This is a genomic window from Marinospirillum celere (assembly GCF_900112235.1).
GTDB classification, from domain to species: Bacteria; Pseudomonadota; Gammaproteobacteria; order Pseudomonadales; family Halomonadaceae; genus Marinospirillum; species Marinospirillum celere.
In genome coordinates this window covers 193,335-216,248 of the sequence record NZ_FOLH01000005.1, presented here as the reverse complement: position 1 = coordinate 216,248, position 22,914 = coordinate 193,335, and the positions used below count along the sequence as shown (strand labels likewise).

General features: G+C 51.6%; 25 protein-coding genes. 8 read left to right on the top strand and 17 right to left on the bottom strand.

From position 1 onward, the window contains the following. Positions 1 to 2: 2 nt before the first annotated feature. From bamB to BM185_RS12660, 13 genes are all read right to left on the bottom strand, one after another. Complete coding sequence (bamB, locus tag BM185_RS12720) at positions 3 to 1,181, bottom strand: outer membrane protein assembly factor BamB (protein WP_091964471.1); 1,179 nt, start codon at positions 1,179 to 1,181, stop codon at positions 3 to 5. After that, a complete protein-coding gene (locus BM185_RS12715; protein WP_091964467.1) occupies positions 1,181 to 1,825 on the bottom strand; it encodes a YfgM family protein in 645 nt (214 codons plus the stop codon). The genes bamB and BM185_RS12715 overlap by 1 nt, the downstream gene beginning before the upstream one ends. 51 nt (positions 1,826 to 1,876) lie before the next feature. Then, complete coding sequence (gene hisS / locus BM185_RS12710; protein ID WP_177203560.1) at positions 1,877 to 3,163, bottom strand: histidine--tRNA ligase; 1,287 nt, start codon at positions 3,161 to 3,163, stop codon at positions 1,877 to 1,879. A 12-nt stretch (positions 3,164 to 3,175) separates the two neighbouring features. Continuing rightward, positions 3,176 to 4,288, bottom strand: a complete 1,113-nt coding sequence (gene ispG, locus BM185_RS12705; RefSeq protein WP_091964464.1) for a flavodoxin-dependent (E)-4-hydroxy-3-methylbut-2-enyl-diphosphate synthase — start codon at positions 4,286 to 4,288, stop codon at positions 3,176 to 3,178. A 17-nt stretch (positions 4,289 to 4,305) separates the two neighbouring features. After that, complete coding sequence (locus BM185_RS12700; RefSeq protein ID WP_091964461.1) at positions 4,306 to 5,295, bottom strand: RodZ domain-containing protein; 990 nt, start codon at positions 5,293 to 5,295, stop codon at positions 4,306 to 4,308. 30 nt (positions 5,296 to 5,325) lie between these two features. Further along, positions 5,326 to 6,033: a type IV pilus biogenesis/stability protein PilW gene (pilW, locus tag BM185_RS12695; RefSeq protein WP_091964458.1), complete on the bottom strand. Its 708-nt coding sequence runs from the start codon at positions 6,031 to 6,033 to the stop codon at positions 5,326 to 5,328. 9 nt (positions 6,034 to 6,042) lie between these two features. Further along, complete coding sequence (gene rlmN / locus BM185_RS12690) at positions 6,043 to 7,212, bottom strand: dual-specificity RNA methyltransferase RlmN (protein WP_091964455.1); 1,170 nt, start codon at positions 7,210 to 7,212, stop codon at positions 6,043 to 6,045. Positions 7,213 to 7,346: 134 nt separating this feature from the next. Next, a complete protein-coding gene (gene ndk, locus BM185_RS12685) occupies positions 7,347 to 7,775 on the bottom strand; it encodes a nucleoside-diphosphate kinase (RefSeq protein WP_091964452.1) in 429 nt (142 codons plus the stop codon). Positions 7,776 to 7,822: 47 nt separating this feature from the next. Next, the gene (locus tag BM185_RS12680) at positions 7,823 to 8,146 is read right to left on the bottom strand and encodes a HesB/IscA family protein (protein WP_091964449.1); all 324 of its coding nucleotides are present in this window, start codon (positions 8,144 to 8,146) and stop codon (positions 7,823 to 7,825) included. A 17-nt stretch (positions 8,147 to 8,163) separates the two neighbouring features. Continuing rightward, complete coding sequence (locus tag BM185_RS12675; protein ID WP_091964447.1) at positions 8,164 to 9,306, bottom strand: cysteine desulfurase family protein; 1,143 nt, start codon at positions 9,304 to 9,306, stop codon at positions 8,164 to 8,166. 11 nt (positions 9,307 to 9,317) lie between these two features. Further along, positions 9,318 to 9,788, bottom strand: a complete 471-nt coding sequence (gene iscR, locus BM185_RS12670) for a Fe-S cluster assembly transcriptional regulator IscR (RefSeq protein WP_091964445.1) — start codon at positions 9,786 to 9,788, stop codon at positions 9,318 to 9,320. Positions 9,789 to 9,861: 73 nt separating this feature from the next. After that, the gene (gene cysE, locus BM185_RS12665; protein ID WP_091964443.1) at positions 9,862 to 10,707 is read right to left on the bottom strand and encodes a serine O-acetyltransferase; all 846 of its coding nucleotides are present in this window, start codon (positions 10,705 to 10,707) and stop codon (positions 9,862 to 9,864) included. Between the two features lie 7 nt (positions 10,708 to 10,714). After that, positions 10,715 to 11,494: an RNA methyltransferase gene (locus BM185_RS12660; protein ID WP_091964440.1), complete on the bottom strand. Its 780-nt coding sequence runs from the start codon at positions 11,492 to 11,494 to the stop codon at positions 10,715 to 10,717. Positions 11,495 to 11,591: 97 nt separating this feature from the next. On the opposite strand from BM185_RS12660, the gene BM185_RS12655 reads away from it, so the two are divergent. The 8 genes from BM185_RS12655 (at position 11,592) to BM185_RS12620 (ending at position 18,455) form a co-directional block, all read left to right on the top strand. Next, a complete protein-coding gene (locus tag BM185_RS12655; RefSeq protein WP_091964437.1) occupies positions 11,592 to 12,371 on the top strand; it encodes an inositol monophosphatase family protein in 780 nt (259 codons plus the stop codon). Positions 12,372 to 12,560: 189 nt separating this feature from the next. After that, on the top strand, positions 12,561 to 13,559 hold the full coding sequence (locus BM185_RS12650; RefSeq protein WP_091964435.1) for an iron ABC transporter substrate-binding protein: 999 nt from the start codon (positions 12,561 to 12,563) through the stop codon (positions 13,557 to 13,559). 2 nt (positions 13,560 to 13,561) lie between these two features. Next, a complete protein-coding gene (locus BM185_RS12645; protein WP_091964432.1) occupies positions 13,562 to 14,350 on the top strand; it encodes a DUF3450 domain-containing protein in 789 nt (262 codons plus the stop codon). Beyond that, entirely contained in the window at positions 14,347 to 15,705 is a 1,359-nt protein-coding gene (locus BM185_RS12640) for a MotA/TolQ/ExbB proton channel family protein (protein ID WP_091964429.1), read from the top strand. Before BM185_RS12645 ends, BM185_RS12640 begins: the two co-directional genes overlap by 4 nt. Next, on the top strand, positions 15,705 to 16,193 hold the full coding sequence (locus BM185_RS12635) for a MotA/TolQ/ExbB proton channel family protein (protein ID WP_091964426.1): 489 nt from the start codon (positions 15,705 to 15,707) through the stop codon (positions 16,191 to 16,193). Before BM185_RS12640 ends, BM185_RS12635 begins: the two co-directional genes overlap by 1 nt. Positions 16,194 to 16,204: 11 nt before the next feature. Beyond that, positions 16,205 to 16,609, top strand: coding sequence for an ExbD/TolR family protein (locus BM185_RS12630; RefSeq protein WP_091964423.1), 405 nt, complete (start codon positions 16,205 to 16,207; stop codon positions 16,607 to 16,609). Then, on the top strand, positions 16,606 to 17,241 hold the full coding sequence (locus BM185_RS12625; RefSeq protein ID WP_091964420.1) for a TonB family protein: 636 nt from the start codon (positions 16,606 to 16,608) through the stop codon (positions 17,239 to 17,241). Before BM185_RS12630 ends, BM185_RS12625 begins: the two co-directional genes overlap by 4 nt. Continuing rightward, on the top strand, positions 17,238 to 18,455 hold the full coding sequence (locus BM185_RS12620) for a tetratricopeptide repeat protein (protein ID WP_091964417.1): 1,218 nt from the start codon (positions 17,238 to 17,240) through the stop codon (positions 18,453 to 18,455). Before BM185_RS12625 ends, BM185_RS12620 begins: the two co-directional genes overlap by 4 nt. Before the next feature lie 50 nt (positions 18,456 to 18,505). Here BM185_RS12620 and secF read toward each other — a convergent pair whose 3' ends face one another. The 4 genes from secF to tgt form a co-directional block, all read right to left on the bottom strand. Continuing rightward, the gene (gene secF, locus BM185_RS12615) at positions 18,506 to 19,447 is read right to left on the bottom strand and encodes a protein translocase subunit SecF (RefSeq protein WP_091964415.1); all 942 of its coding nucleotides are present in this window, start codon (positions 19,445 to 19,447) and stop codon (positions 18,506 to 18,508) included. A gap of 15 nt (positions 19,448 to 19,462) precedes the next feature. Beyond that, a complete protein-coding gene (gene secD / locus BM185_RS12610; protein ID WP_091964412.1) occupies positions 19,463 to 21,310 on the bottom strand; it encodes a protein translocase subunit SecD in 1,848 nt (615 codons plus the stop codon). An 82-nt stretch (positions 21,311 to 21,392) separates the two neighbouring features. Then, positions 21,393 to 21,722, bottom strand: coding sequence for a preprotein translocase subunit YajC (yajC, locus tag BM185_RS12605; RefSeq protein ID WP_091964409.1), 330 nt, complete (start codon positions 21,720 to 21,722; stop codon positions 21,393 to 21,395). A gap of 52 nt (positions 21,723 to 21,774) precedes the next feature. Then, positions 21,775 to 22,893, bottom strand: a complete 1,119-nt coding sequence (gene tgt / locus BM185_RS12600; protein WP_091964583.1) for a tRNA guanosine(34) transglycosylase Tgt — start codon at positions 22,891 to 22,893, stop codon at positions 21,775 to 21,777. Between the last annotated feature and the right edge of the window lie 21 nt (positions 22,894 to 22,914).

Below are 22,914 nucleotides of genomic sequence, written 5' to 3'. Positions count from 1 at the left end.
AATTAGTCTTTCTTGAGGGTGAATAGCCCAAGACGGCCGCGGATGGAGTGCACCAGCAGGCGATCTTCATTGACAATGGGGGTCGAGCGGATGCCGTCAAGATCAAAGCCTTGGCGTCCGGTTACTCGGCCTGTTTCTGGGTCGATTAAGTGAATATAGCCTTGATAGTCAGCAACCACCAACAGACCAGAGAGAATGACAGGTTCAGTGAGCTGGCGACCAAAAAGAGCTTCCTGCTTCCAAAGATTACTGCCGGATGCCAGATCCAGGGCATGAATACGACTGGCTTCATCAACGATGAAAACCTGGCCGTCGTGAATCACGGGGGAGTGAAAACTGGAGATATCCTGACTCCAGCGGCTGCGCCCCGAAAAAGGGTCCAGTGCCTGAGTTTCACCCTGGTAGCTGTTGATAATGAGCAGACCATCGGCTAAGCGGGCCTGACCGTCAATATCGACCAGGCGCTCAATATCGGTTCGCCCTTGTGGTTGAGCAATACGCGTATCCCAGCGGGCCTGACCTGTGGCATTGTCGACGGCATAGAGTCGGCCATTGGCAAAGCCAACAAAGGTTTGTGTGCTGGTAATGGTGGGTGATGCTGTGCCTCTCAGGGTTAAGGAGGGGAGGCGGCTGTCAAAGCTCCACAGTTGCCGACCTGTTTCCCGATTGAAACCGGTTAGCTTGCCATCAGCTGTTTTTACAGCCACCAGGCCTTCGCCAACCTGGGCTGGACTGAGGGCTTCACTAGGCAAACGTACCTGCCAGATCTCCTGGCCTGTGCGGGCATCTTTTTTAACTAATTGGCCATTTTGAGTCACCAGGAACAGCTGATCATTAACCAGGGTAAGGCCAGCACTGATGCCGACACCTAACTCCTTGGTCCAAAGAGTGCGACTGGAGCTTAAAAAACCACCCTCAAGGTCAAAGGCTTGAAGATAGCCCTTGGCATCACCTGTAATCAGTAGCGAACCGGAAAGGGCTGGGGATAAATCATAGCCCCGCCAGCGCTCACCAAATCCTGAGTGGTCGCGCCATTCTCTTTGTAAGCTGTTTTCACCAGAGTGCTCTGGTAAGGGCTCAGGAGGATACTGGGGCTCGGGTAGGCTACTACAGCCTACCAGAAAGAGTGCCAGTGAAACTGCTGCTGTTTTAAGCAGGGAAGCGGACAGACTGGCGAGCATTAAGCATCCCCATGGGTAGCCAGGTTATCGAGCTTGATTTCAACCAGTGGGGCAGTTTCACCTGCAGCGCGACTGGCTTCAAGGGCTTTTTGGTAGGCCTGGCGCGCCTGGAGTGCATCACCCTTCGACATCAGCAAATCACCACGCAGGGATTCGAAGTCAGCAGTGAAGCCGCCGGCATTAGGGACATCCAGCAGGCTAAGTGCTTCGCTGATTTGTTCTTGAGAGCTCAGGATGCGAGCCAAGCGCAGACGGGCAACTAATTCAATAGCATCAATTCGGGTTGATTCCAGCGTTGAGCGCAGATGGCTTTGGGCTTGTTCCAGCTCATCCCTTTCTACGGCCAGACGGGCAGCAAAAAGACGGGCATAATCAGAATAAACAGTACGGTCAAAATCACTAGTTAACTGCTCTATTATGGCTGCTGCCTGGGCTTCTCTTTCATCTCCCGTGCCACTGGAAACGATTTGAGCCAGTTGGCTATAGAGCGCTGACGCTGATTCTGCTTGACTTGTTTGATAGCTTTCCCAGCCTTTCCAGCCACCGACACCTGCTACAGCAATGACGACACCGGCAATCAGCGATTTACCATTCTTGTTCCACCATTCTTTGAAGGATTCAATCTGTTCTTCTTCGCTGCGCATAGTCTGTCCCAAATAATTAAACGTGCAAAATGAGAGCTATCTTAACTGACCTTAAAGCCTTTGCAAATGTTCTTTAAGGGTGAGTGCTAACTCACTGATAGCCACTTCAACCTGTTCTTTTTCTTCCCGGAGGAACTTTATCGAAGCCACACCGCGGCTCATTTCATCTTCACCGAGCAGAATGGCTACTTGCGCACCCGACTGATCGGCCTTTTTGATTTGCTTTTTGAAGTTGCCGCCACCACAGTGCGTTTGAATGCGCAGCTCGGGTTGCTCACTTCTCAAGCGCTCTGCCAAGAGCAGGGCATGACTGGCTGCACCTTCTCCAAACGCAGTCAAATACGCATCTAGGCGTTGCTCCAACTTGGCTGGGAAGGCGTTCAAGGTTTCCAGGAGTAGTACCAAACGCTCTACACCCATGGCGAAGCCAACTGCCGGAGTGGATTTGCCGCCTAGCTGCTCAACCAAGGCATCATAACGACCACCTGCACAAACCGTGCCTTGTGAACCAAGTGCTTGGGTTGTCCACTCAAAAACCGTTTTACCGTAGTAATCTAGGCCTCTAACCAGACGCGGGTTAAGGGTGTAATGAATGCCAGCAGCATCAAGCAACTGGCAAAGACCGGCAAAGTGTTGCCGACTTTCTTCGTCTAAGTGTTCCTCAAACGCAGGAGCGTTCTGCAAAATTTCCTGGGTTCGGGCATCTTTGGAGTCGAGTATGCGCAGCGGATTAGTACTCAGGCGGCGTTGGCTGTCTTCATCCAGCTCTGCCTGGTATGCCTTGAGGTAGTCAGTTAGCGCACTGCGATAGGCTGCCCTGGCTTCTGAGCTGCCCAGAGTGTTGAGTTCAAGGGTCAGGTGGTCAAGGATGCCCAACTCCCGCCAGAGACGAGCAGATAAAAGGATGAGTTCAGCGTCTATATCAGGGCCGGTGATACCAAAGGTTTCGACACCAATTTGGTGGAATTGGCGGTAACGGCCCTTTTGAGGACGTTCATGCCGAAACATGGGGCCTTGATACCAGAGCCGCTGTTGCTGGTTAAACAGTAGGCCGTGCTCTTCACCTGCGCGTACACAGCCAGCCGTTCCTTCAGGGCGTAGCGTCAGGCTGTCACCATTGCGATCTTCAAAGGTGTACATTTCTTTTTCAACGATGTCAGTAACTTCACCGATGGAACGCTTGAAGAGAGCAGTCTGCTCGACAATCGGCATACGAATTTCACTGTAGCCATAACGATTGAGCAGGGTGCGTACTTTTTCTTCCAAATATTGCCAGCGAGGGCTGCTATCGGGGAGGAGGTCATTCATACCCCGGATGGCTTGAATCTTCTTTGCCACTGAAACTTCACCTTAATCTTTTGCGAGGAGTTGATCGAGACTGGCTTGCTTTGCGGCGGCCTTGGTGCGGATGAGCTCTTCCAGCTGGTCAATAAGATGTTCACTGGTGACCTTGCTGGCAGGCTTGCCGTCAATATATATCAAATGCTGAGGTGTGCCGCCGGTTAGGCCCAGTTCAGCTTCACGAGCTTCTCCAGGTCCATTGACAACGCAGCCGATAACAGCAACATCCAGAGGGGTAAGGAGGTCTTCAACACGATTTTCCAGCTCGTTCATGGTGGCGACCACATCAAAGTTTTGCCGTGAACAACTGGGGCAGGCAATGAAATTAACTCCCTTGCTGCGTAGCCGCAGGCTTTTCAGCAGATCAAAACCGACTTTGATTTCTTCAACTGGGTCAGCCGCCAGAGAGATTCTAAGCGTGTCGCCTATGCCATCCATTAGCAGGGCACCCAGACCAACCGCAGACTTGACGGTGCCTGAGCGGAGGCCACCGGCTTCCGTAATCCCTAGATGCAGCGGCTGCTCAATTTCACGTGCCAGCTGTCGATAGGCTTCAACAGCCATAAAGACATCTGAGGCTTTGACGCTGACTTTGAATTCTTGGAAATCCAGGCGATCCAGGTGGTCAACATGACGTAGAGCTGACTCTACCAGGGCTGCTGGAGTGGGCTCGCCGTATTTCTTTTGTAAATCCTTTTCCAGAGAGCCTGCATTGACACCTATCCGAATGGAAATGCCCTTGTCCCGGGCTGCAGCGACGACTTCTCTTACTCGGTCTTCACGACCAATATTTCCGGGATTGATGCGCAGGCAGTCGACACCCAGCTCCGCAACTTTCAAGGCAATCTTGTAATCAAAGTGGATATCGGCAACCAGTGGCAGTTGTATTTGCTGGCGGATTTTACCAAAGGCTTCAGCGGCCTCCATGCTGGGCACTGAAACGCGAACCAAATCAGCCCCCGCTTTTTCCAAATCCTGGATTTGTCGGACGGTTGCCTCAACATCGCAGGTTTCAGTATTGGTCATACTCTGTACGCTAATAGGTGCATCACCACCAACCAACAGTGAGCCCACGCGTATTTGGCGAGATTTGCGACGTTTAATAAAAGAGGTGTGTTGCATCTGGGAGCCGTCAGGGGTTATTCAATGGTCATGGAGGTATAGCCGTTGGCGCGAATGCGGCTAGAGAAATCAACTGCCTCGCCCTGGTGGAAAACTTCCACTGCTCGCCCTTGGCCAAAGACTATTCTAAAGGGTGCTTCGCCCTCAAGTAAAATCCGATCACCCGCCCGGTTCAAATTGGCATGCAGAACCCGATCCTGTGCATCCCTGACTTCTGTCCAGCAGTCATCCGAGAAAGTCATGGCAACCAGGTTGCTGTTGTCTGCGGTCACATCCAGAGGATCACCACTAAACTCTTGAATGGCGGGAGGTGGGGGTGGCTGGATGGTTTCGGCAGCTAGAGTCTCCAGATTGTCGGGAAGGCTTTCAGGCTGAGCGGCCAGTTGGCGTGGTTCTTCTTCTGAAACTAACTCTGAGACAGGCTGGGGGAGTTCATCACTAGTGGTTTCAGTGGTGGTTTCGGGAAGACGTTCTTCTTCAGCCTGACCCATGGGAGCAGTAATCGTTTCGCCATCCAGTGTATCCACTTGGACATCTTGATTGGTTAAGGATTGCAGGGGCTCAAGGTTGCGGCTTTGCCACCAGAGAATAATAACCGCAATTAATGCAGCAACCACCAGGAGGGTAAAGAGCTTGAAAACCAGGTTGCGACCAGATTTGGGAGGCTTAACCCCTTCAATCGGTTGAACACGTTCTTGGCTTTCCAGACTGGGATGATGTTCCGCAAAGCAACGCAATACTTCATCCGCATCAATTTTCAGGAAGCGTGCATAGGCTCGCATATAACCTTTAATAAAGGTTTTGCTATGCAGGGCATCAAAGTTCTCATCTTCCAGGGCGGGAACATAAACCGGTAAAAAGTTTAACTGCTTGGCAACTTCGCCTTGGGTAAGTCCTTTGGCTTCACGTGCTTTACGCAATAACTCGCCAGGACGGCTGCAACTGGGCTGAGGTTTATCCTGGGTATTTTCAGTATTAGGTTTTTCGTCTTGCTGTGTTGCTGTCATGGTGTCGGGAATCCTCAGTTAAGCAGAAGCTTAATTGTTGTCATTCAGCTCATTTAGGCGTTGTCTGATCTGTTCTTGCTTCTGCTGATTTCCAGTGATTTTGGCCAGCTCCAAGCCCAGATAAAGTGTTTCGCGGTCACTGACACCTTCTTGCTCCAGATAGCTCCAATGCTGGATGGCCCTTTCGGGCTCATCAGGCAGATAAAGTTCCAGTAGTTCTCTGTGAGCATTAACCAGGTTGCGATTTAGGCCCAGGCTGCGTCGAAAATACTCACGAGCGGCCTGGTGGTCATCCTGAGCAAGGGCTACATAGCCAAGATTCTCAAAAACAATGGCTCTCTCCGGGTAAAAAATATCCCGGCTGGCTATTTCCAATTCTCTGCGTGCTTCATCATAACGCCTTTGTTCAAATAAGAAAGCGGCATAATTGTTTCTGGCAAAGGTTTTATTGCGGTCAACTTGTAAAACTTGTTTAAAGAAGTTTTCTGCAAGCTGGTTTTCTTCCTGGGCTTGCAGAGTCAGTGCCATGCCATGCAGGGCTCTGGCATGCCTGGGTCTTAGTGCAAGGGCACGGTCAAACTCGCGTAGCGAACGATTATAGTCACCCTGTTCCAGATAACCATGACCCAGGTTAGCATAGGCATCGGCCTGCTTGTCAGGGTCTGTCCTTTCCCAGGGGGGTTGAGTGGCACAACCTGAAAGCATGAGAAGTAGCAAAGCAATCAGCAAGCGCGGCATGGGCTATCCTTAGAGGGCAGTAAAGCTGGAATCTTCAACCTGAGTGGCAGGTATCCGCTGCTCTGCATAGCGGGCACTGCGTTTTGTTTTATCCTTAACACGGCCGACCAGCTGACCGCAGGCTGCGTCTATATCATCACCCCGCGTTGTGCGTATGGGCGCTGAATAACCCTGCTCATGCAGCCAGCTTTGAAAACGCATGACCTGGTTGCGTGAAGGCCTTTCATAGCCTGAGTGGGGAAAGGGGTTGAAAGGGATCAGGTTGATCTTGCAGGGTAGCTGTTTCAGTAACCTGCCCAATTGGAAGGCATGCTCTTTTTGATCATTAACACCAGCCATCAGGGTGTACTCAATGGTGACTTCTCGTGAGTCACCGCATTTTTTCAGATAGCGCTGACAGGCTGCCATCAGCTCGGCAATTGGGTATTTACGGTTTACCGGAACCAATTGATTTCTGAGCGCGTCATTGGGCGCATGCAGGGAAATGGCCAGGGAGACATCAATTTCATCACCTAGTTTATCCAGTTGGGGCACTAGACCTGAGGTGGACAGGGTAACGCGGCGTTTGGAAAGACCATAACCATTATCTTCCAGCATGATTTTCATGGCGGCCAAAACCGGCTGGTAGTTCATCAGGGGTTCGCCCATTCCCATCATAACGACGTTGGTTACTGGGCGGTTGCTGCTGTCTTTCCTTGGACCGAAAGATTTCTGGGCAACCCAGACCTGGCCGATAATTTCTGCTGGGGTTAGGTTGCGCTGAAAGCCTTGTTTGCCGGTGGAGCAGAAAGAGCAATCAAGTGAGCAGCCTACCTGTGAAGAGACGCAAAGGGTTCGACGATTGCCGCCAGCGGGAATGAGTACAGCTTCAACATGACTGCCATCGCCGACTTCCAAAACCCATTTGCGGGTGCCGTCGTTGGAGATGTCCTCAAGAACGACTTTGGGTGGGCGTATTTCAGCACATTTTAATAGTTTCTCTCTAAGCTGTTTGCTTAGGTCTGTCATTTCTTCAAAGCTGGCAGCGCAACGATGATGCATCCACTTCATAACCTGAGCCGCACGAAACTTTTTTTCACCCAGCTCTAAGAAAAAGGTTTCCAGTTCAGTCAGGGTCATACCCAGCAAATTGGCTTTTTCCTGGGTTGGGGTTTCGTTGGTAGTGGTTTCTGTTTGCATGATCTTTGCCTGCGGCAGCGGGTGTTCGGTGCGAAAGTGTGGCGAAAAATGCACGGATATACAAGCGGCAAAGGGGCAGCCTTGCAGGCCACCCCTTCGTTTTGTCACCAGTGCCTATCTGTTAGCGCGGCTAATTAGCCACGTGCACAGATTTCATTGCTATCAAAGAAGTAAGCAATTTCACGGGCTGCTGACTCAGGTGAGTCTGAGCCATGTACAGCATTGGCATCAATTGAGTTGGCGAAGTCAGCGCGGATAGTGCCAGCTGCCGCTTCTTTAGGGTTGGTTGCGCCCATTAGGTCGCGGTTCTGGGCAATGGCGTTTTCGCCTTCCAGAACTTGAATAACAACCGGACCTGAGGTCATGAAACCGACCAGATCATTAAAGAAGGGACGCTCTTTGTGTTCAGCGTAGAAGCCTTCCGCTTGTTCACGGCTCAATTGCTGCATTTTGGCAGCAACAATTTGTAAGCCGGCTTTTTCAAAGCGGGATAGGATTTCGCCAATAACATTTTTGGCAACAGCATCGGGCTTGATAATTGACAGTGTACGCTCAACAGCCATGTAGATCTCCAGTAGTGAGGTAGATAGGGATTAAACTTTCGGCGCAATTATACGCTGAAGCTTTCGCCACAACCACACTCGTCTTTGACTCGAGGATTGTTAAAGCGGAAAAAACGATTCAAGCCTTCCTGAACATAATCAACCTGAGTGCCGTCCAGCAGGGGCAGGCTGTCCTTATCGACGAGAATTTTGACGCCTTGTTCTTCAAAAACTTCATCATTGGCTTCAATGCGGTCAGCAAAATCCAAAACATAAGAATAGCCGGAACAGCCGCTGGGTTTGACCTTGACTCTCAAACCTTCGCCTTCCCCTCTTTCTTGCAAGCATTTGCTGATATGTTCTGCTGCCGAAGTTGTGATGGTAACAGCCATGGTATTTACCTCCAGAATCAGGGTTTCAGGCGTTCTATAGCCTGGTTGACTAGTTGGCCTGCTTGACTGGCCTGCTCAGAACTCAGATAACGTCCAAAACTGAAACGCACTGAACTGAGTGCCAGCGCCCTGGGCAAACCCAGAGCTGTTAATACATAAGATGGGTCTACCGTCGCTGAGTTGCAAGCTGAGCCTGTGGAAACAGCCAGTTCAGGTAGCGCCAGGATTAAAGTTTCTGCTTCTATGCCCGGAAAAGCCAAATTAAGGATGCCGGGCCAGTTGTCCGGATTGTCAGCTGTTTGCTGGTAGTAGCCAGGATTCAGCTCTTGCAAAAATAACCTTCGGCAGTGACTGACATGCTCGGCATCGGCTTGCAGATTTGCTTGTGCCAGTCTGGCGGCTTCACCCATGCCAACCAATTGGTGAGTGGGCAGGGTGCCTGAGCGCATGCCGCGTTCATGGCCACCACCATGAATCAGTGCTTCAAGGCGAACCGGTGGCTCTCTGCGTACATAGAGCGCGCCAACGCCCTTGGGGCCATAAAACTTGTGGGCACTGAGTGACAAGAGGTCAATGTCCAGTGCCTTAACATCCAGGGGTAGCTTGCCTGCAGCCTGGGCTGCATCAACATGCAGTAGACAAGGATGTTTGCTGAGAAGTTCACTGACCTGAGCAATGGGGTTAACAGTACCCAGCTCGTTGTTAACCAGCATCAAGGACACCATTAGAGTGTCGTCTCTGAGTGCTTCTGCAACCTGTTGGGCCGTAACACGTCCCTGAGCGTCAGGCCGAAGACGGGTAATTTCCCAGCCTTCTTTTTCCAGCCAGGTGCAGGTATCGAGTACGGCCTTGTGTTCAATTGCCGAAGTAATGAGGTGGCGTCCACGGTCAGGATTGGCGCGTGCAGCGCCGATCAATGCCAGGTTGTTGGCTTCGGTGGCACCCGAAGTCCAGACGATTTCCCGAAGATCAGCACCGATGAGTTCGGCAACCTGTCGCCGCGCTTTTTCAACCGCCTGTTCGGCTTGCCAGCCTGCAAGGTGTGATCGAGAAGCTGGATTGGCAAAGCAGCCATCCTTAGTCAGGAAGGCCGCCATTGTTTCGGCAACTTCAGCAGCAGCCGGAGTAGTGGCGGCATAGTCCAGATAAATAGGCGTCATTGTCAGGTTGTTTACACCACAGAAAGTTGAATTTTGTCTTCTCGTATTGTTTGCTGGCCGCCAGCTTCGATACGCAGGTTTTCTTCTTTAGCAACCAGTTCGGCAAGGCTAATACCACTCAGAAACTGGTGAATTTGATCAGACAGCTGGCACCAGAGGTGGTGAGTCAGACAGGTGTGGCCTTGTCGGCAATCGCCTTTGCCTTTACAGCGGGTGGCATCTACTGACTCATTCACCGCATCTATCACCTGGGCAACAAAAATATTTTCACTGGCTCTGGCAAGCTGGTAGCCGCCACCCGGCCCCCGAACACTGGTAACCAGTTCGTTGCGTCTAAGACGCGCGAACAGTTGCTCCAAATAGGAAAGTGATATTTCCTGACGTGTGGAGATGTCGGCCAGTGAAACAGGTCCCGTGCGCGCATTTAATGCCAGATCCAGCATAGCTGTGACCGCATAACGGCCTTTGGTGGTCAGTCTCATTGTGCTTGCCCCGGTTAGTGGTAAGTACAAGGATTATGCAAAGACCACGTATTTTAGTCAAGTAATTGGTCGATCAGTCCTGCTTTTTCTTGGATGCTGCTTTGCGACCAATTTCATCAAGGCCGCAGAGGGTGCAGATATCTCCATCTTCAGGGAAATCATCACCGTCAATTTCGGGCAGGTCTTCTTCACGAAAATTGCTATCCAGCCGGTGTAAAGCCTTACAGATATCGCCCATGCGCTCATCAACAGCATGCATATGATCTAGAAGCCCGCGAATTGACTTGGCAACGGGGTCGGGCATCTCCTGGCTAATACCATAGGCATCAAAACCAAAGCGTTTGTGGGCAGCTTCGCGGAGGGCAGGATCTACCTGGAAATCTTCCTGGTCGTCCATATCAGGTTGGGCACGCATCACAATACGACCCGGAATACCAACGACGGTGGCTCCTGCGGGAACCTCTTTAGTAACAACCGCATTGGAACCAATTTTGGCGCCCTTGCCAACAGTAAAGGGGCCTAGGATTTTGGCGCCGGCACCAACAATGACATCATCCTCCAAAGTTGGGTGGCGCTTACCCTTGTTCCAACTGGTACCACCCAAAGTCACGCCGTGATAAAGAGTGACATCGTCGCCTATTTTTGCCGTTTCACCGATGACTACGCCCATGCCGTGGTCAATAAAGAAACGTTGGCCAATTTGTGCTCCAGGATGGATTTCGATACCGGTTAGCCAGCGTGACCAAGTTGACATCCAGCGGGCCAACCATTTGAGCTTTTTGTTCCATAGCCAGTGATTGCAGCGGTGAAAAAGTAGAGCATGCAGCCCCGGGTAGGTGGTTAAAACCTCGAACCAGTTGCGTGCTGCCGGGTCACGGTCAAAAACACTGTTAATATCATCACGAATTTGTTGAAACATGGAATGCTCACTTTTTAGTGCCAGCAGCCTTTTGGGTGCTGGTCAGAATGCCTCTCAGCATATTGATTTCATTGCTGTCAGGCCGGGCACGCAGATAAAGGCGTCGCAAACGGCTGAGGGATTTCCTGGGATTATTGGGATCATGAAACTCAATATCAACCAGGGTTTTTTCCAGGTGTTCAAAAAAGCGTTCGAGAGATTCGCTGGTTGCCAAAGGCGCATCCCATTCGGTGCCGAAGGGTTGGTCTTCTTTGCGACTGGCGGTCTCCGCTTGTTCGACAAGCGCCATACGTACCTCATAACTGAGCACCTGGACTGCTGCAGCCAAATTCAAAGAGCTGAACTCTGGATTGGTGGGGATGTGCACATGTAAGTGACAGAGTTGCAGCTCTTCATTACTCAGGCCACGGTCTTCCCGGCCAAACACTAAAGCAATCCGATGCTCTGGCTGACGGAGTTCATCTTGCAAGCGTCCTGCCAGTTCGCGTGGATTAAGGAGAGGCCAGGGCAGGTGTCTGGAGCGAGCACTGGTTCCCGCCACCAGAGTTCGGTCAGCCAAGGCCTCTTCAAGAGTGTCATTAACCACGACATCATTAAGGATGTCGGTAGCCCCCGAAGCACGAAATTCCGCTTCCGGGTGGGGGAACTGGGCACGGGGAGCAACCAGACGTAAATCCTTGAGCCCCATGTTTTTCATGGCGCGAGCAACCCCGCCGATATTGCCTGGATGAGAGGTGCCAACCAGGACTACACGTAGCGCCCCCAATAAAGATGATGGATCAGACATGAAATTTTCCTGAAACAGGCCCCGCGGCTTGTTATTAGCTGAAAACCGTCTATCATACGCTTCCTCTTTGTTCCTTAACAATCACAGCCGGTGAAGTATGCACCCGACACTTCAATTGGCGCTGCGTGCTGCTCGCAGTGTCAGCGAACACTATGAATATGTTCTTGAGCGCCTCGACTTAGCGCGCACAGACAACACACTGGATGAATTGCTGCAGACTTGCGGCAAGCGTGTTGAACAAGCCATTGAGCGCCAACTGGTTCGTGCTCACCCTGATGCCTCTTTTAAAGGGCAGCGTATCAAGCTTGAAGGTAGTGGCGACCTTTGCTGGGAAGTCAATCCTTTGGTGGGCGAAGCCAACCTTCGCCGCGGTTATCCTTCGTTTGCGCTGAGCGTTGCCATCTACTATCGCGAACGCCTGGAACAGGTTGTCTTTGTTAATCCGGCAACCGAGCAAGAATACCTGGCCAGCCGTGGCCGTGGCGCTACCTTGAACGGTCGCCGCATACGCGTTTTGCAGGGCTGGAAAGAAGATCAGGCTGCAGTGGCTCTACCCTTACCTCCCAAAAGCCAGCGTGAAAAACTGCTGCCCGATTATTTACAGCTGGTACAGCAACTGGCGGTGCATCAAGTCTATGCGTCCGGCTGTGATGCTCTGGATATTTGTGCAGTAGCTGCTGGTCAGCTGGATGCAGGTCTGTTTTTGGGTGTTGATGAGCAGGAGCTGGCCCCAGCCTTGTTGATTCTTAAAGAAGCGGGCGGTCTCTCAGGTGATCTTACCGGCGCCCCCCGCTTGAATGAGCAAGGGCGTTTATTGGTCAGCAACCCCAAAGCTTTCCGCCAACTGGTCAGTCAACTTAAGCCGCATCTTTCCTGATTAGCTAAGCAGCAACCAAGCCAGAATAAATCGAGACCCAGTCTGCTCAAAGTAGACTGGGTTTTTTTATTGCCAGTGAAATGCAGATACGCCTACAAACGATTATAATTATCATTTACATGCCTGGGTTACTTTGATAAAGTTTCTGAAGTAAATCTATATCCATTCAACTTTTAAGGGAATTAGGCTATGTCGAAGAAACTTTTTGCTCCTCTTGCGCTGGTTGGGGCGCTGCTGGCAGCTCCTGTAGTATCGGCAACCACTCTGACGCTTTATTCTGGGCGTGGTGAATCCATGGTTCAGCCGATTCTGGATCAATTTCAGCAGGAAACGGGCATTGAAGTAAACGTTCGCTACGGTGGTACCGCCCAACTCGCTGTACTTCTGCAAGAGGAAGGGCATCGTAGTCCTGCTGATGTCTACTGGGGCCAGGATGCCGGTGCTATGGGTGCAGTCAGTAAAGCTGGGCTTTTAGCTGAATTACCTGAAGATATTTATAAGGATTTGCCCGGTATCTATAAAAGTGTGACGGGTAACTGGGTTGCGACCAGTGGACGTGCCCGTTTGTTTATTTACTCGCCCAATCGCACTCAGGCTGAAGACCACCCACAAAGTATTTTTGATCTTACCGATGAGAAGTATCGTGGGCGTGTAGGCTGGGCACCAACCAATGGTTCCTTTCAGTCTTTTGTAACGGCCATGCGGGTTGAGTATGGTGATGAAAAGACCCTGGAATGGCTGCAAGGTATGAAGGCCAATGATGCCAAAACCTTCCGTAACAATACCACTCAATTGGAAGGGGTTGCTGATGGTGAAATTGATTATGGCATCGTCAACAACTACTACCTGCCCCGTTTTACGCGCAATGATGCTAACTTCCCTGTGGCCCAGCAATTCTTCGCTGAGGGAGATATAGGCAACCTGATGAATGTTGCTGGAGTTGCAGTGGTAAAAGCAAGCCGTCAACAGGAAGCTGCACAAGAGCTGGTTCGTTTCCTGGTTTCTCCACAGGCTCAGCAGTACTTTGCGCTGGAAGTGAACGAATATCCTGTGATCAGCGGTATTATTCAAAACCGTCATGTAGAGCCTTACAACGAAGCTCTGCAAGCCAGTCCAGAAATTGACCTTGATGAACTTAATGGCTTGGAAGGTACTCTCCGCCTCCTACGCCGTGCCGGACTGATTTAATAATGAAATTGACCCGCTTACCCTTGGCTGGTCTGCTGTTATTACTTGGATTTTCTACCCCGATTTGGTCTGCAAATGTAGACCAGGTCCGGGAAGTAGAACAGAGTACCCAAGCAACGGCGCAGGCTATTCAAGAAAAGATGGAGCAGCTGGATAGCCAACGCCGCGAAGACTTTCAAACCTGGCGGCAAGTTAGGCGTGAAACCCTGGTTTTGGAAGCGCATAACCGCCGTTTGGAAGAATGGAATGGTAACCTGGCCCGCCAGTTAGCCAGTCTTGAGCGTCAACTGGCTAGCCTGGATCAGACCCGCGAAGCGCTGGAACCACTGATGGAGCAGATGGTAAAGCGCCTGCAAGCCTTTATCGAGCATGACCTGCCTTTCCGAAAACAGGAACGCCTGGCACGAGTTACTGAGCTTCAAGACTTGCTGAAACGCGTTGATGTCAGTCTGGCTGAAAAGCTGCGCCAATTGCTGGCAACCTACCGAAGTGAAGTGGATCAAGGCCGTCAATTGAGTGTTAGTCGCGAGTTTGTGGAGCTGGCCCCCGATAGTGAACCGGAAAGAGTCAGCTTACTGCGTTTGGGGCGCATCGGTCTTTATTATCTTTCCGATAACCAGCAAAGGGCTGGAGTCTGGTCAGCGGCTGAAAACCAGTGGCAACCCTTGAGCGCACGTCAAAGAGCCCAGGTTGCCAGAGGCTTGGAGCTTGCCGATGAAAGAGGACTGCCAGAGTTGCTGAGTTTACCCTTATCCGTTCCTTTACGGACTGATCAGGAGGATGCCGAATGAAGTCACGAGGACTTTTACTAAGCCTGCTTTTGATCAGCCAAGCTTTGTTTGCAGATACCCTCCTGCCAGAAGACTATTGGCAAGAGTTACTACTGCAAACCCGCGACGCTGCAGTAGAACGTCAACTGGCAGAAGAAGCTCGTTTACAGCTGGGTCAGGAAGCACGTGACACCCAGGCACAGGCTCTTGCAGAAGCAAGGGAAAACCTGGCTGCGGCGGAAAACCGTCGGGAGCAACTGGAAGCTGAACAGCTGCAACTTGAAGAAGATTTGCAGGAAATGCAGGAAAGACTGCAAAGACGCTCAGCAGCGCTGGGTGAAGTTTTCACTGTTTATTCGGAAGAAAAAAGCAACTTTCACGGCTGGCTCACTGATGCCCTCTTTACACTGCAAGAGCCGACTCTGAGAACCCGTTTTAGAGCCAGTGGCGAAAGCTCAGTTCCAGACATTCATGACCTGGAAAACCTTTGGAAAGGTTTACAGCAGGCCTGGTTGGCTTCAGGTCAGGCAGTCAGTTTCGAAGAGGACTGGGTGGATAGCGAAGGAAGGCGTCAAACGTCTCAGCTTCTCCGTCTGGGTGATATCCAGTTGTTGAATGAACAGGGACTGCTGCGTTTTGAAACTGACAGCCCGCCTGCACTCTGGTCACGGCAGCCACGCCAGGCCGTCAGCCAAGCAGAAAGCTTTGCTTCCCAAACCAGCGAAGTAGCGGTTTTAGATCCTGCGCGCGGACTTACCTTGAGGCTCTTTAGTCATCAGCCAACTCTGCTTGAACGTATCCAACAGGGGGGCTATGTCGGCTATTTAATCCTTTTCCTGGGTGGACTGGGCCTAATGGTTGCTCTGGTTCAATCTCTGCGCTTGATTGCAGAAAACAGGCGGGTCAAACGCCAGCTTCAGCAATTGGAAGAACCCCAGGAAACCAACTCACTTGGCCGGGTATTAACAGGTTTAAGACGCGAAACCGTGACCGCTTCCACGCATCCAGAAGCACTGGAAGCCAGAATGGATGAGCTCCTGTTGCGTGAAGCCGGAAGTCTGGAAAAGGGCCTTTCCTGGGTTAAACTGCTGGCTGCCATGGCACCCTTGCTGGGGCTGCTCGGTACGGTGACGGGCATGATTGCAACTTTCCAGGCAATCACCCTGTTTGGTACCGGTGACCCTTCGATGATGGCTTCGGGGATTTCACAAGCCTTGATGACCACTGTCTTGGGCTTGGTGACCGCTGTTCCCCTGCTGTTGGCTCACTTGCTGCTACAAGGACGCTCCAGACACCTGGCAAGAACCCTGGAAGCAGAAACCTCGGCATGGTTGGCTAGCCGTCTGGCCAGTCAGGTTGCTGACAGGAGTTCCTGATGGAATGGCTCGTTGCCTGGCTTCCCTGGCCCGCTTACCGCGCTCTGGATACCTTGATGTCCCAGGGCGGGATGATTATGTGGGTGATTTTTCTGGTTGCCATGGCCACGCTGTTTCTTGCATTGCAACGCTGGCTGACCTGGCGCTATCTACCCAGTCGGAGAGCCCCGGCTCCAGGTGAGAGAGAAGCCCTGGTTATTAAAGCTGAATACCTGCGTTCTCTAAACCGCATGGAAAGAGGCTTGCCACTGCTAAAAGCTCTGGTCATGATTACCCCCTTGTTGGGTCTGACAGGTACGGTAACTGGCATGATGCTGGTCTTTGATGGTCTTAGTCTGGGGTCTTCCGCTGATCCGCGTCAGTTGGCTTCAGGAATTGCCAGAGCTATTCTGCCCACCTTTGCCAGTATGGCTGTGGTTCTGCTGGGCATGTTTTTTCTTAGTTTATGGCAGCGCCAAGTGCGCCGCACCCTACAGCAAAATCAGTAGCAGGAGTTCCCATGCGTCGTTCCCGCCTGCTCAGTCAGGAGCAGGATGATACCGAAGTTAACCTAACACCCATGATCGATGTGGTGTTCATCCTGCTGATTTTTTTCATAGTGACCACCTCTTTTGTGCGTGAAAGTGGCATTGAGGTGGATCCACCCCAGGCTGCAACAGCCCAAACCCAATCTCAAGCCAGTATTTTGGTTGCTATTAGCCCGGAAGGTGAAATCTGGGTTGATCGGGAGCCCCTGGCTTTGGCTGCCCTGGGGCCAACAGTGGCGCGTCTTCAGGCGGAGAGGCCCAGCTCAAGCGTGGTCATTCAGGCCGATAAGGATGCCCGATCAGGACGCCTTGTCGAAGTAATGGATCGCCTGCGTCAAGCAGGTGTTGAGCAGATGTCTTTGGCAGCACAACCATGACCTTACAATGGTTAAGAAATTTTCTGGCGGCCCCTTTGGCTTTTGGCGGTGTGCTGGTGTTTTTTCTGGGGTTAGGCTGGACTATTCAGGCTCCTGATGGTGACCGCGGATCCAGACCGGAACGCATTGCGCTCAATTGGGCAGAGGTTCCGCCTGAACCTGAAGTTGAACGGCTAGAGCCGCCACCCCCGCCTCCTCCTGAATTAAATGAGCCGGAAGCAGCCAACGAAATGGACACATCCAGCGCTGAGGTATCCGCATTGGATTCAGATTTTGTACTGGATACACCCCAGCCGGATCTTGATATGGATCTGGGTTTAGCTGACTTTCCAGATTTGAACCCTAATTTGGCTAGTATCCAGGCAACGCCAGTGCATAGGGAGCAGCCTCAGTATCCCCGTCAGGCTCTTGCCAGACGCATTGAAGGCTGGGTTGAGCTAGTCTTTGAAGTGGATGCCGAGGGACGCGTGCAGCCTGAAACTATCCGGGTGCTGGCAGCTGACCCTGAAGGCGTTTTTGACCGCGCGGCTCGCCGGGCGATTGCCCGCTGGCGTTTTGCAACCGATGAGCTGGCCAGTGGACGCACTCAATTAAGACAGCGCCTTGAATTTCGACTGGAGGGCAGTGGATGAAAAGCCAAAGCTGGCTAAAAAAAGGCAAGTGGCTGGGGCTGACACTGGGTTTCTTGATCAGTCATCCGTTAATGGCCGCACCCCCAGAATTGACTCCCCGCCAGTATGAACAATTAAGCAACCTGGGTGAAGCGCTTCAGGAAGAACGCTATGAAGAGGTTTATGAGAGGGGCTATCCACTTTTTGAGCGGCCAAGAGGCAATCAGGAACAAAGAGCTTTTGTTCGAGCCTTTGTCGCCCGGGTCTTGGCTCAGGCTTATCAACAACAGGAAGACCTGGTTGCTGCGACTGAAATTTTGCAAAAAAGCCTCAAGGATGCTGAATATCTGGATCGCCAGACTCTGCAGGCTCTTCGCTGGTTGCTGGTCCAGGTTTATATCGGGCAGGGTGACTATCAGCAAGCACTTGCCCGGCTGGAAAGCTGGTGGGGTGATGAAGAAGAGCCCGTTGCTGATGCGCACTATCTACGTGCAGCCCTGTTAGGACAGCTGGAACTTTGGCAGGAGGCTGAGCCCTGGTTACTGATAGCGCTTGACCTGCAGGAAGAGCATCCGGATTCCTGGTTGGCTCTGGCTGTGGCCATCTATCAGCAACAAGAAGACTGGTCAGGGGCTGCTGAATATCAAGCCAAGCGTTTGGAAATCAACCCTGAGCGACCGCGCTTGTGGGTGCAATTGTCCCAATTGCAAAAGTTAGCTGGTGAAGATGCCGAAGCCCTGGTAACCCAAGAGCTGGCAATGCGTCGAGGTTATCTGAATAACCGTGAAATGGAGCGCCTGGGCCGTGAACTCCTACAATCAGGGCAGCCACTGAGAGCCGCAAAGGTTTTTGAAGTGCTATTGGCTGATCAGGATGAACCTGAACCCAGTTTGTTGCGGCTGGCCACTCAGGCCTGGCTGCAGACCAGTCAGCCTGAAGACATTGCCAAGGCTTTAGAGCGCTTAGTGAAGGCCACTCAGGAAACTGCGGATTGGCGTAGGCTGGCCGACTGGCATTACAGTCAAGGGCATTGGGAACAAGCTTTAGATGCCTGGACTCAACTCAGACCAGCACTGGAAGAGAGAGAGCGTGCCCAGGTTGAACTCCTGATGGCCAATGCGCATATAGAATTAGCCAACTATTCTGAAGCACGTTATTTGCTCGAAGAGCTACTTGAATCCAGTGAAGAAAGAGCGGCACGTCAGTGGCTTAATTACCTGGATGCTCTAAATTGAAAACACCCCTCAAGTTTTCACTTGAGGGGTGTTTTGTTGGGGCTCCTTAATTAAGGACGCCCTTCTTCTTCCACTTCACCTTCTTTGATCGGTAAAGCCAAATCTTCGCGGTTAATTTTCAATGCCAGAAGCAGGGTGCCGGCAACATAAATGGATGAATAGGTACCCACAAAAACACCCACAATGAGAGCTAAAGCAAAGTTGTGAATCATCTCACCACCAAAGATTAATAGCGAGAAGAGCACCAGTAAGGTTGTTAAACTGGTTATGGTGGTACGGATCAGGGTCTGATTAATAGACAGGTTGATTAGATCCTTGGGTCCACCTTCACGCACGGTTCGGAAGTTTTCACGAATACGGTCATAGACAACGATGGTATCGTTGAGAGAATAGCCGATGACCGCCAGCAGGGCCGCAAGTACGGTTAGGTCGAAATCGATCCGGAACAGTGAGAAGAAGCCCAACAGCAAGATGACATCGTGGCCCAAGGCCAAAACGGAGCCTACTGCAAACTTATACTGAAAACGAAAAGCAACATAGATCATTACACAAATCAGGGCGACCAGCATACCCAGGCCACCTTGATCCCTCAGCTCTTCACCCACCTGAGCCCCAACGAACTCTGCACGCCGCAGTTCAACCTCAATATCACCCTCAGCAAGCAGACTACGAACCTGGTCACCTACTTCTGGCGAGAAAGCCTGGCTTAAGCGGACCAGGACTTCGCGTGAGCTACCAAAGTTTTGTACCACAAAGTGTTCGTAACCTGCCGCTTCCAACTGGGCTCGAACATCTTCCAGTTCAGGAGCCTGGGCGTAGCTAACTTCAACTAGGGTGCCCCCGGTAAAGTCCAGGCCAAATCTGAGTCCCTGGGTCGCCAGGGAGACTATGGAGATCAGCAGCAGAGCTGCAGAGATAGCGAAGGCAATTCTACGTGCCTTCATAAAGTTGATATCGATATTGAGCAGCTTGACGCTTATTTTGTCTGACATCTTTGGCTCCTGACCTTAAAGCGGAAGGCGTTCAATTCGGCGTTTACCGTATACCCAGTTCACCTGCATACGGGTGACCATGATGGCGGTGAACATGGAGGTCAGCAGACCCAAGGATAGGGTGACAGCAAAACCTTTGACAGGACCCGTGCCTATCGAGAAGAGGATAACAGCAACCAGCAGCGTGGTGATGTTGGCATCCAGGATCGTTGAGAAAGCCTTCTCGTAACCAGCATGAATCGCATTTTGTGGCGATAGCCCACGGTGGTAGATCTCTTCTTTTATTCGTGCATTGATCAGTACGTTGGCATCAACGGCCATACCCAGGGTCAAGACAATACCGGCGATGCCGGGTAGGGTCAGAGTAGCTCCTAGCGCCGACAGCAGAGCAACCAATAAGACCAGGTTGGCGGTGAGGGCAACACAGGCAAAAATACCAAACATGCGGTACCAGGCCAGCATAAAGAGGACAACCAGGGCCAAGCCTATCTGAATGGAAGTTACACCCATTTCAATATTGCGCTGACCTAGGCTGGGGCCTATGGTTCTTTCTTCAACAAAGTAAATAGGCGCTGCCAGGGCACCAGCACGTAGTAACAGGGCCAGCTCTGAGGCTTCCTGGGTATCACCTATACCGGTAATACGAAAGCTTTGTCCCAACTCACTTTGGATGGTGGCGAGGGAAATAATGCCTCTTTCCGTGTAAGGCTCACGCACTTCAACGCGTTCACCATTTTCTCTTTCATAGCGGGTGCGCGTTTTGTGCTCTATGAAAAGCACGCCCATGGCACGCCCAACGTTGGGGCGGGTCGCTTGGCTCATCAGGCGTCCACCCTGACCATTCAGGCGGATATTAACCTGGGGTCGATTGTTTTCATCAAAACCGACACTGGCATTGGCAACATTGTTGCCGGTAGTGATGATATCTCTTTCCAATTGAGCGGTGCGTCCAGGCTGATCACGGAACTCATATTCTTCAATATCCATGGGGTCCGCGTTACGCCGTGCTTCCAGACGAAACTCTAGGTTTGCCGTTGCACCGAGAACCCGCTTGGCAGCAGCAGTATCCTGAACACCCGGTAGCTCAACAACAATACGATTACGCCCAGAACGCTGAACCAGGGGTTCAGCGACACCCAGCTCATTAACCCGGTTACGCAAGGTGGTTAAGTTTTGATCGACTGCATAGTCTTCAATTTCGCGAATAGCGTCATCCGACAGACTCAAGGTCAGCAAACCTTCATCAGCATCCTGGTTGTATTGATACTCATCCAGGCTGCGTTGCAGCAAACGCTGAACGGTGTTCAGGTCATCTGCTGAAGCCATGCGAATGCGGATTTGTCCGTCTTCAATGGCAACCTGGCGGAAACGAAGGCGCTCGCGGCGTAGGGTGCTGCGAATTTCACTGGCAGCAGCTTCAAGTTGCTGCTCAACAGCAGCTTCCATATCAACTTCCATTTGGAAGTGGACCCCGCCACGCAAATCAAGTCCCAGGTTGATACGGTTGGCACCCAGAGACCTTAGCCAGTCTGGTGTTGTTGCGGCCTGGTTCAGGGCCACGACATAGTCATCCCCCAGGGCTTCCTGCAAGGCATCACGGCCACGCAATTGGCGATCTCCATCAGTGAAGCGCATCAGTAGGGTGGAGTTACTGAGACTGATTTCTTCAAAGGGAATACCTGCTTCTTCCAGTGCGCGTTCAGCCTGTCGGCGCTGGGTTTCGCCAACTTCTATGGCGCCACGAGAACCAGTGACCTGGACAGCAGGGTCTTCAGGGTAGAGGTTCGGCAGGGCGTAGATGATACCGATAGCAATAACCAGCAGAATGAGCAGGTTTTTCCAAAGGGGATAGCGATTAAGCATGGCAGCCTTGCAACTTTGCAGATTCGGGGGTCAGTCAGAAAGACCGGCCTTAAAAAGCCCTGTTAACCAGGGCTAGCGTTGTTTACTCAGATTCAACGGCTTTGATGGTGCCTTTAGGCAGTACCGCAGTTACAGCCTGCTTTTGAACCTTGATAGAAGTGTTCTCGGCAATTTCCAGTACCAGGAACTCATCAGTTACCTTGCTGATACGGCCAAGAACGCCGCCAGCCAGGGATACTTCATCACCCTTAGCAAGCTCAGCCAGCAGGTTTTTATGCTGTTTGGCACGTTTTTGCTGAGGACGAATCAGCATGAAGTAAAAAATAGCAACAAAACCAACCAGCATGATAATGCTGGAAATAGGGCTGGCAGCGCCGCCGTCAGCGTGGGCAGCAGAGATGAAAAAGTCCATTAAGGGCTCCTTGAATAGCTAGTAGCGTTAGGGTTAAAAAACGGTGGTTATTTTATTCGCCCAAGGGTGGTGTTGTCTGCCCCCTGCGCGCATAGAAATCATCAACAAAGCTCGACAATTTACCTGCTTCTATCGCTTGACGCAAACTGGCCATCAGTCTTTGGTAATGGCGCAGATTGTGTAGCGTTCCCAGCATGGCACCCAGCATTTCACCGCTGCGGTCCAAATGGTGTAAATAAGCTCTACTGAAATGCTGGCAAGCATAGCAATCACAGCCTTCTTCGATAGGGCCAATCGCTGTTTTATGTTTTGCATTGCGGATTTTGACGACGCCTTCGGCGGTAAAATAATGGCCATTACGGGCGTTACGGGTAGGCATCACGCAATCAAACATATCCACACCCCTGCGAACACCTTCAACCAGGTCTTCAGGCTTGCCAACACCCATCAAGTATCTTGGTTTGTTTTCGGGCATTAAAGCAGGAAGATAGTTCAGTGTTTTGAGCATTTCTTCCTTGGGTTCGCCAACCGACAAGCCACCGATAGCCATGCCATCAAAACCGATTTCATTAAGGCCTTCCAGCGATCGCTTGCGCAGGTCCGGATACATGCCGCCCTGAATAATACCAAATAAAGCAGCGGGGCTGTCACCATGAGCAAGACGAGAACGCTTGGCCCAACGTAGTGATAGCTCCATGGATTTTTCTGCTTCGGAAAAAGTGGCTGGATAGGGAGTGCATTCATCAAAAATCATCACGATGTCCGAGCCCAGATCCTTTTGGACCTGGATGGACTCTTCGGGCCCCATAAAAACCTTGGCACCATTGTGGGGTGAGCGGAAATGCACGCCTTGTTCGGTGATTTTGCGCAGCTTGCCGAGAGAAAAAACCTGAAAGCCACCTGAGTCGGTCAGAATCGGGCGCTGCCATTGCATAAAGTCATGCAGGTCGCCGTGGGCCTTAATGATTTCAGTACCGGGTTTGAGCATCAGATGGAAGGTATTACCCAAAACAATTTCAGCACCTAAATCTTCTATATCTCTGGGTAAGACGCCTTTGACTGTTCCATAGGTGCCTACGGGCATAAAAGCAGGTGTTTCTATACTGCCGCGCGGAAAGGTAATACGACCACGTCGGGCTTTGCCATCGGTAGCGAGGAGATCAAATTGCATGGAAGCTTCTGGGCGCATGGA